Origin of the sequence: Rhodococcus sp. F64268 (genome assembly GCF_023015605.1) — a bacterium.
In the GTDB taxonomy this organism is placed as follows: domain Bacteria; phylum Actinomycetota; class Actinomycetes; order Mycobacteriales; family Mycobacteriaceae; genus Rhodococcus.
Map to the genome: position 1 here is coordinate 789,143 of NZ_JALKAI010000002.1, position 15,013 is coordinate 804,155.

The 15,013-nt window shown below is 65.2% G+C and carries 14 protein-coding genes; 3 read left to right on the forward strand and 11 right to left on the reverse strand.

Going from position 1 to position 15,013, the window contains the following annotated elements; genetic code table 11:
- Nucleotides 1-3: 3 nt before the first annotated feature.
- The 3 genes from MWU77_RS08015 to MWU77_RS08025 form a co-directional block, all read right to left on the reverse strand.
- Nucleotides 4-1,152, reverse strand: coding sequence for a thiolase family protein (locus tag MWU77_RS08015; RefSeq protein ID WP_247273372.1), 1,149 nt, complete (start codon nt 1,150-1,152; stop codon nt 4-6).
- Nucleotides 1,149-1,946 (reverse strand): SDR family NAD(P)-dependent oxidoreductase, encoded by a 798-nt coding sequence (locus MWU77_RS08020; RefSeq protein ID WP_169687341.1) that lies wholly within the window; start codon nt 1,944-1,946, stop codon nt 1,149-1,151. The genes MWU77_RS08015 and MWU77_RS08020 overlap by 4 nt, the downstream gene beginning before the upstream one ends.
- Nucleotides 1,947-2,049: 103 nt before the next feature.
- Complete coding sequence (locus MWU77_RS08025) at nt 2,050-2,898, reverse strand: SDR family oxidoreductase (protein ID WP_247273373.1); 849 nt, start codon at nt 2,896-2,898, stop codon at nt 2,050-2,052.
- 101 nt (nt 2,899-2,999) lie between these two features.
- On the opposite strand from MWU77_RS08025, the gene MWU77_RS08030 reads away from it, so the two are divergent.
- A complete protein-coding gene (locus MWU77_RS08030) occupies nt 3,000-3,476 on the forward strand; it encodes a nuclear transport factor 2 family protein (RefSeq protein ID WP_169687343.1) in 477 nt (158 codons plus the stop codon).
- A gap of 9 nt (nt 3,477-3,485) precedes the next feature.
- Here the strand turns inward: MWU77_RS08030 and MWU77_RS08035 are convergent, their stop codons facing one another.
- The 5 genes from MWU77_RS08035 to MWU77_RS08055 form a co-directional block, all read right to left on the reverse strand.
- Nucleotides 3,486-3,701, reverse strand: coding sequence for a ferredoxin (locus MWU77_RS08035; protein ID WP_206039686.1), 216 nt, complete (start codon nt 3,699-3,701; stop codon nt 3,486-3,488).
- 1 nt (nt 3,702) lies between these two features.
- The gene (locus MWU77_RS08040; RefSeq protein WP_169687344.1) at nt 3,703-4,899 is read right to left on the reverse strand and encodes a cytochrome P450; all 1,197 of its coding nucleotides are present in this window, start codon (nt 4,897-4,899) and stop codon (nt 3,703-3,705) included.
- A 19-nt stretch (nt 4,900-4,918) separates the two neighbouring features.
- A complete protein-coding gene (locus tag MWU77_RS08045) occupies nt 4,919-6,202 on the reverse strand; it encodes a C4-dicarboxylate ABC transporter substrate-binding protein (protein WP_169687345.1) in 1,284 nt (427 codons plus the stop codon).
- A gap of 200 nt (nt 6,203-6,402) precedes the next feature.
- The gene (locus MWU77_RS08050) at nt 6,403-7,143 is read right to left on the reverse strand and encodes a FadR/GntR family transcriptional regulator (protein ID WP_169687346.1); all 741 of its coding nucleotides are present in this window, start codon (nt 7,141-7,143) and stop codon (nt 6,403-6,405) included.
- A gap of 130 nt (nt 7,144-7,273) precedes the next feature.
- The gene (locus tag MWU77_RS08055; protein ID WP_247273374.1) at nt 7,274-8,335 is read right to left on the reverse strand and encodes an enoyl-CoA hydratase/isomerase family protein; all 1,062 of its coding nucleotides are present in this window, start codon (nt 8,333-8,335) and stop codon (nt 7,274-7,276) included.
- A 55-nt stretch (nt 8,336-8,390) separates the two neighbouring features.
- Between MWU77_RS08055 and MWU77_RS08060 the strand changes: the two genes are divergently transcribed.
- Together MWU77_RS08060 and MWU77_RS08065 are read left to right on the forward strand one after the other, a co-directional pair.
- A complete protein-coding gene (locus MWU77_RS08060) occupies nt 8,391-9,605 on the forward strand; it encodes a CoA transferase (RefSeq protein ID WP_247273375.1) in 1,215 nt (404 codons plus the stop codon).
- Nucleotides 9,602-11,002, forward strand: coding sequence for an amidohydrolase family protein (locus MWU77_RS08065; RefSeq protein WP_247273376.1), 1,401 nt, complete (start codon nt 9,602-9,604; stop codon nt 11,000-11,002). Before MWU77_RS08060 ends, MWU77_RS08065 begins: the two co-directional genes overlap by 4 nt.
- Nucleotides 11,003-11,006: 4 nt before the next feature.
- On the opposite strand, the gene MWU77_RS08070 is transcribed toward MWU77_RS08065, so the two are convergent.
- The 3 genes from MWU77_RS08070 to MWU77_RS08080 are packed head-to-tail and all read right to left on the reverse strand — an operon-like array spanning nt 11,007 to nt 15,008.
- Complete coding sequence (locus MWU77_RS08070; protein ID WP_247273377.1) at nt 11,007-11,906, reverse strand: LLM class flavin-dependent oxidoreductase; 900 nt, start codon at nt 11,904-11,906, stop codon at nt 11,007-11,009.
- Between the two features lie 49 nt (nt 11,907-11,955).
- On the reverse strand, nt 11,956-13,053 hold the full coding sequence (locus MWU77_RS08075; protein WP_247273445.1) for a 2-oxoacid:ferredoxin oxidoreductase subunit beta: 1,098 nt from the start codon (nt 13,051-13,053) through the stop codon (nt 11,956-11,958).
- Nucleotides 13,053-15,008: a 2-oxoacid:acceptor oxidoreductase subunit alpha gene (locus MWU77_RS08080; protein WP_247273446.1), complete on the reverse strand. Its 1,956-nt coding sequence runs from the start codon at nt 15,006-15,008 to the stop codon at nt 13,053-13,055. Before MWU77_RS08080 ends, MWU77_RS08075 begins: the two co-directional genes overlap by 1 nt.
- Nucleotides 15,009-15,013: the final 5 nt, after the last annotated feature.

The window sequence follows — 15,013 nt, forward strand, 5'->3', positions numbered from 1 at the left end:
TCCTCACCGGTCCTTCGTCAAGATCAACGTCGTGTGTTCGCCGCCTGCCAGCGCAGCGACCAGTGCGGTCGCGACATCGGGCACCTGCGCCTGCCCGCGCACGCCCCGCACCTGGCGTACGGCCTCGATCACGTGGACGATCCCGGGGATGTAGGCGTACGCGAGGTGGCCGCCGTGGGTGTTGACCGGGAGCGAGCCGCCAGGCCGCGTGTGCCCGGCACGGTGGAACTCCACCGCTTCGCCACGACCGCAGAGTCCGAGGTCCTCCATCTGGATGGCTTGCGAGATGGAGAAGCAGTCGTAGATCTCGGCGACATCGATATCTGCGGGGGTGAGTCCGGCATCCGCGAATGCCCGTGGTCCGGACACGGCAGAACCGAACGAGCACATGTCCGCCGCCTGGGTGAAATACGAGGTCATCGACGGGCCCACCGCCACCGTCGACGATCCCGCCACGACGACGGGTGTCCCCTCGAGGTCGCGTGCTCGTTCGTTCGTCGTGACGACGAGTGCACCGGCACCGTCGGAGATCAGACAACAATCTGCGGCCCGCAGCGGCGACGCGATCATGGGTGAGGCCAGATAATCATCCTCACTGAGCGGCTTCGGACGCTGCGCGTTCGGCGTCATCGTCGCCCAGACGCGGTTCGAGACGGCAATCGATCCGAGCGCGTCCTGTTCGATCCCGTATGTGTGGCAGTAGCGTTGTGCCCACGCAGCGAAATACACCGGTTGCCCATACCAGCCGAAGGGCATTTCCAGGCTCGCCTTCACCGGGTCCTGCGCGTGGAAGCCGTAGGGGCCTCCGGGCTTCGACCCTGCGTAACCGTAGTAGACGAGGACGGTGTTCGAACGCCCCGATTCCACTGCTGCACGCGCGGTCTCGACTGCGGCAAGGGGTCCTGCCCCCGCGGGAATTCCGGGAGCTGCCGTGTACCTGCGTTCGACGCCGAGCGCGACCGACACTTCATCGGGCCCGGGGTACGCACCTGCCGCGACCACCCCGTCGATGTCCGAGGCGGTCAGCCCCGCATCGTCGAGCGCATTGCGGCACGCGTCGAGGACGAGTTTCGCGATGGGACGGTCCAGGGACCGGCCGAACTGCGATTCACCGGCCCCCACGATCGCCGCGGCAGAAGCTGTCGCGTTCATCCGCGCAGTCCACGCCAGGCCGTCGTACCGCCGTCGACGGGGACGACGATCCCGGTGAGGAACGACGAATCGTCGGATGCGAGGAATGCGGCGACCTTTGCGATCTCGTCGCCGGTGCCGAAACGGGGGATGAGGTGGGCTCCGACCATCCCCCGTTTCCTGGTTTCGCGGGCCTCGTCGGATTCTGCAGCGTCGAGGAAGGCACGGCTCATCGGGGTCTCGATGGAACCCGGTGCGAAGGCGTTGACGCGGACCTCCGGAGACAGTGCGATGGCGGAGGTGCGGGTGAGCTGGATGACCGCGGCCTTGCTCGACGGGTACGCGGTGCTGACGTAACCGACCATTCCGGCGACGGATGCGGCATTGATCACCGACGGCCCGCGACCCGAAGCGCGTAGGTGCGGTGCCGCGCATTTCGTTGCCAGCCAGACCGATTTGACGTTGATCGCGTAGACCTTGTCCCAGACGTCCTCGGGTAGCTCTTCGAAGGCCGTGTTCTCGGTGAAGGCATTCTCCATGACACCGGCGTTGTTCACGAGTGTGTCGAGACCGCCGGCCGCGGACACGACGGTGTCGATCATGCCGGAGATGGCGGAACTGTCCGCAAGGTCCACCGTGATCGCAACGGCTGCGACACCCATCGCTTCGATTTCGGCGGCGACATCCTTCGCGCCGTCACCGTTGAGGTCGGCGACACCGACGAACTCGGCGCCGCGCCTGGCGTACTCCAGCGCGATGTCGCGGCCCATGCCCTGGGCTGCTCCGGTGACCAGCGTCCGCTTACCTGTCAGCATGTACTTCTTCCCTTCTCTGCCGGCTGTGGTTCCTGCCGGCTACGTCTCGCTGTCGACTGCATCGACCTGCGTCGACGGCATCTCCATCAGGGCCGGGCCTCCGCTACGCGGTACGTCCGGCTTCCAGCAACGTCACGGGTTGCTCATACCGGCCACTGGTGTACGGCGAACGGCCCGCGATACCCGTCATCCCGGCATCGACCGGGAACGTCACTCCGGTGACGTAAGCGGCCTCGTCACTCGCCAGGAAGAGCACGCCGGCAGCGACGTCCTCCGGTGTGAGCGCGCGGTCCATCAGGGCGTTGCTGCCGAGTGCCGTGTCGGCACCTGCGAGGTCGTCGGCGCCGTCTGCCACGACGGCAGCGGTCATTGGCGAGACCACGGCTCCGGGAATCACGGTGTTGACCCGTATTCCGAACGGCCGCAACTCAGCTGCCACCGACTTCGACAGACCCACGACGGCAGCTTTCGCCGCGCTGTACACGTGTGGTCCGACGCCTCCGAGAACTCCGGCGGGGCTCGATGTCGAGATGATGACACCCGATCCCTGCGGTTTCATCACGCGCGCAGCATGTTTGAATCCACACAGCACTCCGCGAAGGTTCACCGCGAGCGTGACGTCGGCCGCGTCCATCGGCGTCCGGTCGATCGGTCCCAGTGCGCCCATCACACCCGCGTTGTTGAACATCACGTCGAGTCGGCCGAAGTGCTCGACGGCGAGATCCACGGCTGCCGCGACATCCGACTCGACGGTGACGTCGGTGCGCACGAACCGGGCACGCTCACCGAGCTCCGCCGCAAGGGCACGGCCGGCTTCCTGCACATCGGCCACGATGACGCAGGCACCCTCCGAGTGCAGCGCCTGCACCACGGCTTCACCGATCCCGCTCGCTCCGCCGGTTACGACCGCGACCCGGCCCTCGAACCTTCCGATGTTCGTCGATTCCGTCAACCGTCGCATCCGTTCTCTTCGTACCCAACATATTTCATTGCTCACGGATTCGTCCGGCACACCCTATAGTCGAGCCACCATCGATCAGGAGGAGAGAACCCGTGTCCACCGAATCCCATCTGCAGGCCACCATCGAGCAGCTCGCCGGCCGAGTGGCAGCACTCGAATCCGAACGCGCCGCAGCCGGTTTGATGCACCGCTATGCTGCGCAGCTCGACGCTCCGGCGCCGGAGAAGCTGGCATTGCTTTTCGCCGACGACGGTGCGCTCGTCACGCGTCTCGGTACGTTCCGTGGCCACGACGAGATCGGAGGCTTCTTCCGGACGGCCGGCGGCACCGATCCCTCCGAGAAGCGGCATTTCGTGTGTCAGCCGGAAGTCCGCTCCATCTCGACGGGTCTTGTCCAACTCGACTGCTACTTCGGGTACACAGCACGCGCCGCCCACGGGTCCGGTCTCGGCTGGGGAACGTACTCCGCCGTGATCCGGACCGAGGTGGGTGACGCGCGATTCGAGTCGCTGGCGATCGATGTCCATGTCGGTACCGATCTCGCCCGCGGCTGGCCGCGCGAACACTAGACGAAATACTCAGCGGGTGAAGGTGATCGCGTGCTCCGGGCACGCGTCCACCGACGCCTCGGCCTGACCGGCCAGCTCCTCCGGGACGGAGAACTCGTCGCCTGCCTGCGCGACGAAACCCTCTTCGTCATCACTCAGCAGATCGGGTGCGACAGAGTAGCAACGCCCGTGTCCCATGCACTTCTCACGCGTGATCGACATCGCCGGTCCGGATATCGCCGCCATGTCAGACCTCCCATTCCAGTTCGAGTTCCTTCAGGGTCAATTGGGACCCACGTTCGACCAACTCGGCACCGTCCTTGATTCGATACTCCGGGATCAACTTGTGCCACTCCTCGAGCACGACAGCGAGTTCGAGACGTGCCAAGTGCATTCCGAGGCAGCGGTGCGGCCCCGCACCGAATGCGAGGTGCTGGTTGATCCCCGGCCTACCGAGGACGAAGGTGTCCGGGTCGTCATACTTTCGGGGATCTCTGTTCGCCGAGCCGATTCCGAGCCAGATCACGTCCTTCGCTGCCATGTCGATGCCCTCGAATTCGCAGCTCTCCTGCACCTCGCGCCCTGCCTGGATCACCAGCGGATACAACCGGATGAACTCCTCGACCGCGTCGCGCGTCGACTCAGGTTCCTCGACCAGTATCCGGCGATCGTCTTCGTGGGTCGCAAGGTGCGTGAAGATGTATCCGAGTGCCGACCGGGTGGTGTCGAGGCCGGCAAGCATGATGGACATACAGGTGGTGAGAATTGTGTCGTGCGAGAGGAGTTCACCATCGAGCTCGGCTTGGACCAGGCGGGTGACCATATCCTCGGCGGGATCCCGCGGATTCTTGCGTCGCTGCTCGATGGCCACGGTGAAGTAGTCCAGGATCTTCTGCCTCGGAACCTCGGCACCGTCGAGATCGCCCTGGAGCATGCAGTTGAACATCTCTTCGGTCCACGGCAGGAAGAAGTCGCCGTCTTCGACCGGCAGGCCCATCAGCACCAGGAAGAGATCGGTCGGGTACCGGATGGCAAACTCTGCCACGAAGTTGCAGTGCCCCTTGGGGGCGAGCTCCTCGAGCAGTTCCACACAGCGGGTATGCGCCAGTTCCTCCATACGTCGAACCGCAGCGGGCGCGAAGAACGGATTGATGATGCGACGAAACTTCTGGTGCTCTTCCCCGTTGAGGTCCTGGGGAAGCAACGGAATCCTGCTCTCGGGGAACAACGCCGTACGAACCGCAGTCGTCCAGTTCCTGTGATTCTGGAAACCCGCGAGAACATCCTCGTAGCGCGTGAGCATCCAGAAACCACGTTCGGTGGTGTCGTTGAAGTGGAACCGTGCGGCCTCACGCTCTGCGTCGAGAGTTGCGTAGTGGCCGTAGATTTCGGACTCTTTAGTGTAGTCGGTGTGGCTGACGGGGCAGCCCGTTGCGTGCGTCATTCATTTCCTCCGGTTGTGGTCAGGACGGGCGGTGTGGCAGGAAGATCTCCTCGTAGACCTTCGCGCTGTAGTCCTCGAGATCGAGCACCTCCGGGCTGTACCACGTAGCGAACTCGTCGTAGGGGACATCGTCGTACAGATCGGCCAGCGTGGATGCCCACTTGTCGGCCGACGACTCGATGCGGTCGACGAACGCGTCGCCGTCCTCGAATGCCGCGTTGGTCCGCTGCGCGCCGAGGAGCCGCTCGTTCTCGGCTGCGAGTGCGGCACGGGCGTCTTCGGCGTAGGGGCCGACGGTACCGTTTGCGGCGAGGACCGCTTTCATCCCGTCTGCCGTGTTGGGCAGAATCTTGTCTTCGATGTTCGACTCGACGTACACGATGAGGCTGTCCCAGATCAGCTGCTGCGCGACAAGCGGAAGCTCTTCCCACGCTTCGGCACTCATGGCTATACCACCCCAGCCGACCGCGACGCCTGCCTCCGGATCGATCACCACCTGCGGCGTCTGTCCGAGGAAGCCGCCGAGCATTCCGACGGTGAAGGAGGTGACTGAGCAGTCGGCGATGCCGCGTTCGAGCGCCTCGAACAGTTCGGTGTATGCGATCGACACCGGCGTTGCGCCGAGCGACGCGACTTCGGCATTGATCGAAAGACCGGAAGCGGTGACCTGAGCGCCCCTGGTGGACGCGAGATCTCGCCGCTCGGTGGCACAGAACAGCCCGTTGGAACCGGAATTGTACGCTGGCAGCAGCAGCTTCATGCCTTTGTCCTCGTACTCCGCGACGAGTTCCGGAGTCTCGAATGCCACTTCGTTGGCCCAGGCATTCGATTGCAGCGGTCCGAGCACCGGCGTCTGGAGCGAGACGAAGCTCGAGTCGATCAGGGCGGCCGTCGCGGGATACTCCGACGGTTCGTACTGCGGGATCACGTGTCCGAGGTCGAGCCGGCCGTCCATCAGCGCATTGTCGATCTCTGCGGGAGGTGCGACTGCATTCGAGTAGGCGACGTCGAAGGTGATCTTGCCGCCGGACCACTCGGTGATCCGGTCGAGGTATTTCTCGACCGGTACGCCGGTCGCCGAGTCCTTCGGGGCGGGGGATTGAGTGTAGAGCTGGATCGGATCGACATCCTCGAACGCCGCGATGTAGTCGTCTTTGGTGGCGCCGTATTCGACGCCGTCGCCGCCTCCGCCACCGGAGGCCGAGGCCGATTCGGCGCATCCCGCAACAAGCGTTGCGGCGAGTGCCAGGGCGGCGGTCGAGCCGCAGAGCGTCCTCGAGCGAGTGGTGCGGAAAGGGGTCATGCGCTGCTCCGTCTCTTGGGGTGCGTAGCACGCTCACGCATCGGTGATGCAAATCACGACTATCATGCGCATGATTAGTTCCATTGTCAACACTTGTTCATGACCCAGGTCACTGGACACCGCGACTCACGGAACGACAGCAGCGGCGAGGCAACCGTGGTCGCCTCGCCGCTACGGGTCGGGTCAGGGATGTGGGCCCGTCAGGTGACGGCACCCCACGCTATCGGTGTTTCGAGTGCATCCGGGTAGTGCTTCTCCTCGTAACGCCAGATGCCTGCAATGTGCTCTTCCATCGCAATGAGCGCGGCCTCCGGGTCGCGGTCGGCGACAGCATGGTAGATCTTCTCGTGGATGTCGAGTGTGGCGCGGCGGTGCCGTTCCGAGTACTCCATCCCCATCGCCGATCCGTCCAGCATGTCGAGCAATGCGTGAATGAGATAGCCGAACAGGGCATTTCCCGACCCCTTCGCCACGGTGTCGTGGAACACGCGGCTCATCTCGAGGAAGATCTCACCGTCGTCGAGGTTTTCGCGCATGTGCTCGACCGAGTACTTCAGATCGGCCAACTGCTGCTCGTTGATCCGCTCGGCGGCGAGCTTGGCCATCATCGGCTCCAGCGCCGTCCGCGCCTCGACGATGGTTCGGAACGGCGCGTTCTCGAACTGCAACAGGAGCGTGATCGAGGTCGCAAGACCTTCACTGTCCGGTTGCTGGACGATCGGCCCACCTCCCGGCCCCGGTTTCAGTGCAATCACACCCTGCAACTCGAGAAACCGCAGGGACTCGCGCAGGGTGCCCCGGCCGACGTCGTATTCATCGAGCATGACGCGCTCCGGCGGCAGTCGATCACCGACCTTGTTCCCTCGCCGATTGATATCCTGAACGATCCGCTGCGCCACCAGCATCGCCGTTTTCTGCGGCCGTAGCCCTGCCCGTCCCATCGATGAACCTCCGCCGTCAGAACTCCCCCGGGTTCCCGGTCCGAGTACCCCAGATAAAATCTATGACAATCTTTACACTATAAGCGATCGATGACAACGATTTCTTGAGCATTCATCCATTGCATCGACATCATCCGAGCTCCGAGACCTCGTCGATCAATCCCCATGCGAGCGCGCGCCCGGCATCGAGAGCACACGCGGTGACGAACAGGTGCATTGCTCTCCACCTGCCGATCCGTCGTGGAATGCTCGCCGTCCCCCCGGCTCCCGGGATCAGACCCATCGACACCTCGGGAAGGCGGAACACCGTTCCCCGAGCCGCAACCACCCGGCTCGCGAAAGCCGGGATCTCGATCCCCGCACCGACACAGTGCCCGTGCACCCGCACTTCGATCCGATCCGCAAGCCGCGCGACCAAGCGTCCCGCACCACCGCGAGTGCGGATCAGATGTGCGGTGGCGGTGTCAGGAGTGCGTCCGAATTCGTCGAGGTCTCCCCCTGCGCAGAACGACGGGCCCGCACCGTCCACCACGACACGCTCGATGCTGTCGTCGAGCTCGGCGAGGCGCAACGCCTCGACGAGCGCGTCACGCAACTGGGTCCCGTAGGCGTTGCGACGCTCGGGCCGGTTGAGCGTGATCCGCAGTGTGTCGCCGACGCGCGCGACGAGGACCGGATCTGCGGGGGCCGGCGGCGGAAGTGGGCGCGGTCCACGCTCGTCGAGCCACCGCAGGAACTCGGGGCCACCCTGCAACGTCGAGTACCCGAGCGACTCGACGTCGATCGCGGCAGCCACCCCCACGGTGTCGGCGGCTCGGAGCACATGCCGCACGACCAGCGAAGCGTGCGGATTCTGCGCGACAGCGGTGTCGAACGCCGACAGGCTCGCGCCGAGATCATCCGTGCCGACGACAGTCGACGACCGCGGATCGGGCCCCACCGAATAGGTCAGATCGAGGGACTCGAGTAGGGGCGCCAATGCCGTGTCATCGATCGAACCACCCGTGAATCTGCCGACGAGTAGGTGTTCGCTCCTCCACGCCTGCTCAGCAGCACGCTCGATCACCGAGTCGGGCACGTCGTCCAGATCGACCACCAGGAGCGGGTGAGCGACCGCGCCACCATCACCGAGAATCGGCGTATCGGCGATCCCGTCTGCAAGCTCCACGGCAGAAATCGTGTTCGCGCCCATCAGTTCTGCCCTCGTGCTCGCCGCCTGCTCATTCCGGCAATGTAGCATCACGGGCGTGTTCGAATCCCCGTCCGCGGACTCGGTACGCGACTGGGCAGAAAGCGGAATCGCTTGCCTGACCGGCAGGCCCGACGGCCCCCCGCTGATCCCACCCGGACGTGCCGCAACCGTCGCCCACGAACTGTCGGCTCGGATCCGGTCTGCGACCGGCGGAGCGGTACAGCTCGACGGAGCGCGGCTGTTGTCCGAGCGGGCCGCGTTCACCGGACACCGGCGGGCAGGTGCGATCTCGGTCGGCGGCTCGTGCAGATTGCTGCCCACCGCCGACGGTTGGGCCGCAATCTCCTGCGCACGCCCCGACGATCCGCTGCTCCTCGGCGCACTGGTCGGTACCGACGTGGGCGAGGATCCCTGGCCCGCGGTCACCGAGTGGCTGGCAGAGCACACCGGCCACGACCTTCTCGAACTGGCGGAACCGCTCGGCATCGCTGCAGGACCGGTCTCTGCGGTTCCCACGACAACACCGCGGCCCCTCGTTCCGCGTTCGGTCGACGGGTTGCTGGTCGTCGATTTCAGCTCACTGTGGGCAGGTCCGCTGTGTGCACACATTCTCGGCCTTGCCGGTGCCCGCGTGATCAAGGTCGAGACTCCGACACGGCCGGACGGAGCGCGCTTCGGCAACGCCGAGTTCTACCGCCTGCTGCACGGTGGTCACGAGTCGGTGGTGCTCGACCCCGACGACGCAACCCAGCGCCGGGAACTCACGAACCTGGTGGCGGCAGCCGACATCGTCATCGAAGCGTCCCGGCCGCGGGCACTCGCGGGATTCGGCCTCGACGCCCACCGTTTCGTCGCGAACGGCGGCACGTGGGCGTCGATCACCGCGCACGGCCGCGATTGTTTCCGCATAGGTTTCGGCGACGACATCGCGGCCTCAGCGGGGTTGATCGCTCACGACGCGCACGGCCCCATGTTCGTCGGCGACGCCCTGGCCGACCCCCTCACCGGCCTCCACGCCGCAGCGCTCGCGTTGTCGCATCCCGCTGACAGCAGTGGAGTGCTGTGGGACATCTCGATGTCGGCGCTGGTGTCGTCCACGCTCGGCAGCGACCCGCGTCCACCTGTGTACGAGCGGGCCGGGCGTTGGTGGGTCGATGCACCGTCCGGCACGGTCGCGCTGACGGAACCGGAACGTCGTGAACCGGTGGGTGAGATCGCCGAATCCGGCCGAGATACGTCGAAGGTACTGTCCGAGTTGGGTATACGATGACCGATCTCATCCTGCGCAACGTCGAGATCGACGGTCGTACCGGACTCGACGTGCTCCTGCGCGCAGGTGCGGTCGCGCAGGTCGGAAAGGAACTGGAGGCATCCGAGCGGTGCGAGATCGTCGACGGCAACGGGTGCGCACTGATCCCCGGCCTCCACGATCATCACATCCACCTGCATGCCCTGGCCGCCGATCGCGTCTCTGTGCGCTGCGGACCGCCCGACGTCACCTCGTCCGACGACCTCGCGCGCACCCTCGCCTCTGCTCCGGGCGATGGGTGGATCCGCGGCGTCGGATACTTCGAATCCGTCGCCGGAATGCTCGATTCCGAGATCCTGGATCGTCTGCAGAGCACGCGGCCCGTGCGCATCCAGCATCGCAGTGGCGCCCTGTGGATACTGAATTCCGTGGCCGCTCGACTCGCGCGACTCGACACGGCCGATCATCCCGGCGTCGAACGCAACGACGCCGGCCACCCCACCGGACGGATATGGCGAGCCGACACGTGGCTGCGCGAACGTCTCCCCGCGACCACTGCACCCGAATTGGACTCGATCGGTGCGGAACTCGCGCGATACGGCATCACCGGTGTCACCGACGCGACACCCGATCTCCCACCGAGCACGGTCGAGGCCCTGATGGATGCGCACGCCACCCGCGCGATTCCCCAACGTCTGCACCTGCTCGGCGCCCCCAGCGGCTTCCGTCCCAGCGAACCGCACTGCACTGTCGGTCCGTACAAGATCGTCATCGCCGACTCGGCTCTCCCCGACATCGACGACCTCGTCTGCTCCATTCGCCGCGTTCACGCGGCCGGTCGTGCCGTCGCGGTGCACTGTGTCAGTCGCGAAGCGTTCGTGATCCTCCTCGCAGCCCTCGACGAGGCCGGTCTGCACCGCGGCGACCGGATCGAGCACGGCGCACTCGTCCCGGCCGAATCGATCGACGACCTGCGACGACGAGGCATCCACGTGGTGACGCAACCTGGGTTCCTCGGCGACCGCGGCGACGCATATCTCCGCGATGTCGATCCCACCGACCTGCCCGATCTCTACCGCTGCCGCAGCCTGATCGACGGCGGAGTGCCCCTCGCGTTGTCGAGTGACGCCCCGTACGGCCCGGTGGATCCGTGGGAGGTCATGGTCGCCGCCGTCACCCGGCGCTGCCCGACCGGTGACGTCGTCGGTGCAGTAGAGCGGATCACGCCGCCCGAGGCGCTCGACCGCTACCTTGCGCCCCTCGACGACCCGGGCGGACCGGCGCGTCACGTGACGATCGGCGCCGAGGCCGATCTGGTGTTGCTCGACGGGCCGCTCACGGAAGTCCTCGACGATCCCGATGCGCGGAGGGTGCGTGCCACGTGGATCGGTGGCCGCTGCGTCTACTCCGGCCCCTGATCTACTACAGGCCCCGCTCCTGAAGTGGCGCGATGACATCACGCCCGAACCTTTCGAGGGTTTCCGGTGGTGAGAAGTCGTGGAAGCGGAGCACGAACAGTTCCACTCCGCGCTTGTGTTCGACGGCGATCTGTTCGATCAGATCCTCGGCTGTACCGATCAGCGGTGCGCCCCAACCACTTTCCGGTAGTCTACGCGACACCGACGCCGTCACGCCTGGAATGTCCTCGGCTTCGTCCGCAAATCCCACCGCGTACTGGACCGAAATCCGGGCATCACCCTTGAGCGGTGCGAGTTCCTCGAGCCGGTTCCGTGCATGACCTACACAGTTCCACCAGTCTGCGTGACGTGCGACAAGCGGCATCGTCAAGGTCTTCCCCGCGCCACCGATGTGCACCGGAATTCGATCCTGTACGGGTGTCGGCAGTCCGTACGCCCCGCGCAACCGGAAATGCCTGCCGTCGTAGTCGAACTGCTCGCCCGTACACATCAGACGGAATATCTCGAGCGTTTCGTCGAGCGCTTCCGCGCGTTGCCGCCGCGAGCCGACCTCGACACCGAAGGTCTCGAATTCTGCCTCCACCGAACCCCATCCGAGCCCGAGGTCGAGCCGACCGCCGCTGATGTGGTCTACGGTGGCGGCCATCTTCGAGAGCAGGGCCGGGTGCCGGAACGGCGCACAGCCCACCATGTGCCCGAGCCGGATGGTGGAGGTGGCGCCGGCGAGCGCTGTCAACAATGTCCAGCTTTCGAGCGAATCCGTCGGTCTGCCACCCGGTGAATACAGATGATCCATGAGCCAGAACGAGTCGAAACCGGCCTGCTCCGCTGCCGACGCCCGGGCCTTCACTTCGTCGACACCGAGCCGGAACTGCGGAACGAACACACCGAATTGTATTGTCATCGATTACTTTCCGACATCGAAGGGATGGGCAGGATCGACGAAACGGATGTCATGACACCGTCCAGGTATTGGAGCCATCGAGCAACGACTGCAGATCTGCCGGTTCGTCGGCCACGGCGGCCGCGACCTGGGCGCGCGCCCCGTCGTCGTAGGTGGGTCGCGACACCGACCGTACGATTCCCGTGACCGTGTAGGTGAGGTCCTGCGCAGACAGCCGCGACAACGCATACGCGTACTCGGGATCCTCACAGTGCGCGTCGTGCACCACGATCTCGTCTCGGTCCACCTCGGTGATGTGTTCCACGCGCAGCCCGAATCCTCTTCGTACGACGCAGAGCTCGTCGTCGGTCCCGAAGATGATCGGTTCGCCGTGACGAACGTGGATGAGATGGTCCTCGGCATCCCCCTTGCGGAGTGCATCGAACGACCCGTCGTTGAAGATCGGGCAGTCCTGAAGGATCTCGACGAAGGCGGCCCCACGATGTTCGGCCGCCGCCAGCAAGATCTCGGTGAGCCCTGCGCGGTCGGAATCGAGCACCCGCGCCACGAAGGTCGCCTCGGCACCGAGGGCGAGTGACATCGTGTTGAAAGGGGTGTCGATCGACCCCATCGGCGTCGATTTGGTGATCTTGCCGGATTCCGAGGTGGGCGAATACTGCCCTTTCGTCAACCCGTAGATGCGGTTGTTGAACAGCAGGATCCGCATGTTCACGTTGCGTCGCAGGGCGTGGATCAGGTGATTTCCACCGATCGACAGCGCATCGCCATCACCGGTCACCACCCACACCGACAGGTCCGGTCGGGTCACGGCGAGACCGGTAGCGAAGGTCGGGGCCCGGCCGTGGATCGAATGGACGCCGTAGGTGTCGAGGTAGTACGGGAACCGCGACGAGCACCCGATACCCGACACGAAAACGATGTTCTCCCGCTTCAGACCCAACTGCGGCAGCATGGCGCGGACCGTCGCGAGGATGACGTAGTCACCACATCCCGGACACCACCGGACTTCCTGGTCGGAGGTGAAATCCTTCGCCTTCTGCGGACTGTCGGTTCGTGGCACATCGGCAAGAGCACTGATCCCGAGGTCGGTTCCGACAGGCACGTGTGCGCTACCGTTGCGCACGGCACCGTTCACGGTTCTTCCCATCATCGATCACCTCGCTGAATCGTCGCGGCCGCGGAGATCGCGGAGAGAGTCTTGGCGTCCTCACTGTCGCTCAGTGTGCCGTCGAACTCCGCGAGGAGTGCTGCGTGTAGTTCATCCGCGCGGAAGGCCATGCCGGAAACCTTGGTGACGGGCTGGATCTGTGCGGAACACCGCGCCTTCAGCAACATCGACAGCTGTCCCAGGTTCATCTCCGGAACCAGTACGCGCCGATAGCCTTCGAGCACGTCGCAGAGGTTCTTCGGCATGGGATTGAGGTGCCGGAGGTGAGCCCTGGCGACCGCACGGCCGCCACGGCGGGCACGGAACACCGCCTCACCGATCGGACCGTAGGACGAACCCCAACCGAGGACGAGGATCTCGGCGTCGCCCGTGGGGTCGTCCACCTCGAGGTCGGGGACGTCGATACCTGCGATGCGAGCCGCGCGTATGCGGGTCATCAACTCGTGATTGGTGTGGTGATACGAGATGTCGCCGGTGCCGTTCGCCTTCTCCAGTCCGCCGATACGGTGTTCCCGCGATGCGGTGCCGGGAATCGCCCAGTCCCGTGCGAGTGTCACGGGATCGCGGGCATACGGTTGGTAGCCCGGGTCGTCGTCATCCGGTGGTGTCGCGAATCGAGGTTCGATCGGGGCGAGGGCACTCACCTGGGGAATACGCCACGGCTCCGAGCCGTTGGCGATCGAGCCGTCGGACAGGAGCATCACCGGTGTCCGATACGACACGGCGATTCGCGCGGCCTCGAGCGCCGCGTCGAAGCAGTCGGCAGGCGACTGCGGCGCAATGATCGCAACCGGCGACTCACCGTTGCGACCGAACAGCGCCTGCAGCAGGTCGGCCTGCTCGGTTTTGGTCGGAAGACCGGTCGACGGCCCGCCGCGCTGGACGTCGACGACGACGAGCGGCAGTTCGGTCATCACCGCGAGTCCGATGGCCTCGGATTTCAATGCGATCCCAGGACCGGAGGTACTGGTGACCCCCAACGCGCCACCGTACGATGCCCCTACCGCCGCACCGATACCGGCGATCTCGTCCTCCGCCTGGAAAGTGTGGACGCCGAAACGTTTGAGTCGGCTCAGCTCGTGGAGGATGTCCGACGCGGGCGTGATCGGGTAGCTGCCGAGGAAAACTTCCATACCTGCCGCCTTGCCCGCAGCGACCAGTCCATAGGCGAGCGCAGTATTGCCGGTGATCTGGCGGTAGGTACCCGGCGGCAGATCAGCGCGGTCCACTTCGTAGGTCGATGCGAAGGCTTCGGTCGTCTCCCCGTAGTTCCGACCCGAGCGCAACGCAAGTATGTTGGCGCGGACGATGTCCGGCTGCGACGCGAACTTGGCTTCGAGAAAGTCCTCGACCGCAGTGATCGCGCGGCCGTACATCCACGACAGAAGGCCGAGCGCGAACATGTTCTTCGCTCTGTTGGCCTCTTTCTTCCCCACTCCGGAGGGTTCGACCGCACCGAGCGTCATGGTGCTCATGGGGACGGCATGTACCTGCAGGTGCTCGAAGTCGTCCGACTCGAGCGGGTTGCTGTCGTACCCCGCCTTCGAGAGGTTCCGCTTGCTGAACTCGTCACTGTTGACGATGAGGATGCCGCCGTCGGGCAGGTCGCCGACGTTCGATCTCAGCGCTGCCGGATTCATCGCTACGAGCACGTCGGGCCGGTCACCCGCGGTGAGGATGTCGTGGTCGGCGATCTGGATCTGGAAACTCGACACCCCGGGGAGAGTGCCCTGCGGTGCACGGATCTCAGCCGGGAAGTTCGGTTGCGTGGCGAGATCGTTCCCGAAGGCTGCGGCTTCGGCAGTGAACCGGTCTCCGGCAAGCTGCATGCCGTCGCCTGAGTCTCCGGCGATGCGGATGACGACCTGGTCCAGCCTCGTCACGTGCTGGTCGGGCTTCGCGATGTGCGACGTGCGGGTGCCCTTCGACTCCATACTTG

Bases quoted from the DNA above. Each gene is read 5' to 3' on its own strand.
- MWU77_RS08040 (WP_169687344.1), bottom strand. From the start codon at position 4,899: ATGACGCACGCAACGGGCTGCCCCGTCAGCCACACCGACTACACTAAA.
- MWU77_RS08065 (WP_247273376.1), top strand. From the start codon at position 9,602: ATGACCGATCTCATCCTGCGCAACGTCGAGATCGACGGTCGTACCGGA.
- MWU77_RS08055 (WP_247273374.1), bottom strand. From the start codon at position 8,335: ATGGGCGCGAACACGATTTCTGCCGTGGAGCTTGCAGACGGGATCGCC.
- MWU77_RS08050 (WP_169687346.1), bottom strand. From the start codon at position 7,143: ATGGGACGGGCAGGGCTACGGCCGCAGAAAACGGCGATGCTGGTGGCG.
- MWU77_RS08075 (WP_247273445.1), bottom strand. From the start codon at position 13,053: ATGGGAAGAACCGTGAACGGTGCCGTGCGCAACGGTAGCGCACACGTG.
- MWU77_RS08080 (WP_247273446.1), bottom strand. From the start codon at position 15,008: ATGGAGTCGAAGGGCACCCGCACGTCGCACATCGCGAAGCCCGACCAG.
- MWU77_RS08070 (WP_247273377.1), bottom strand. From the start codon at position 11,906: ATGACAATACAATTCGGTGTGTTCGTTCCGCAGTTCCGGCTCGGTGTC.
- MWU77_RS08020 (WP_169687341.1), bottom strand. From the start codon at position 1,946: ATGCTGACAGGTAAGCGGACGCTGGTCACCGGAGCAGCCCAGGGCATG.
- MWU77_RS08015 (WP_247273372.1), bottom strand. From the start codon at position 1,152: ATGAACGCGACAGCTTCTGCCGCGGCGATCGTGGGGGCCGGTGAATCG.
- MWU77_RS08035 (WP_206039686.1), bottom strand. From the start codon at position 3,701: ATGGCGGCGATATCCGGACCGGCGATGTCGATCACGCGTGAGAAGTGC.
- MWU77_RS08045 (WP_169687345.1), bottom strand. From the start codon at position 6,202: ATGACCCCTTTCCGCACCACTCGCTCGAGGACGCTCTGCGGCTCGACC.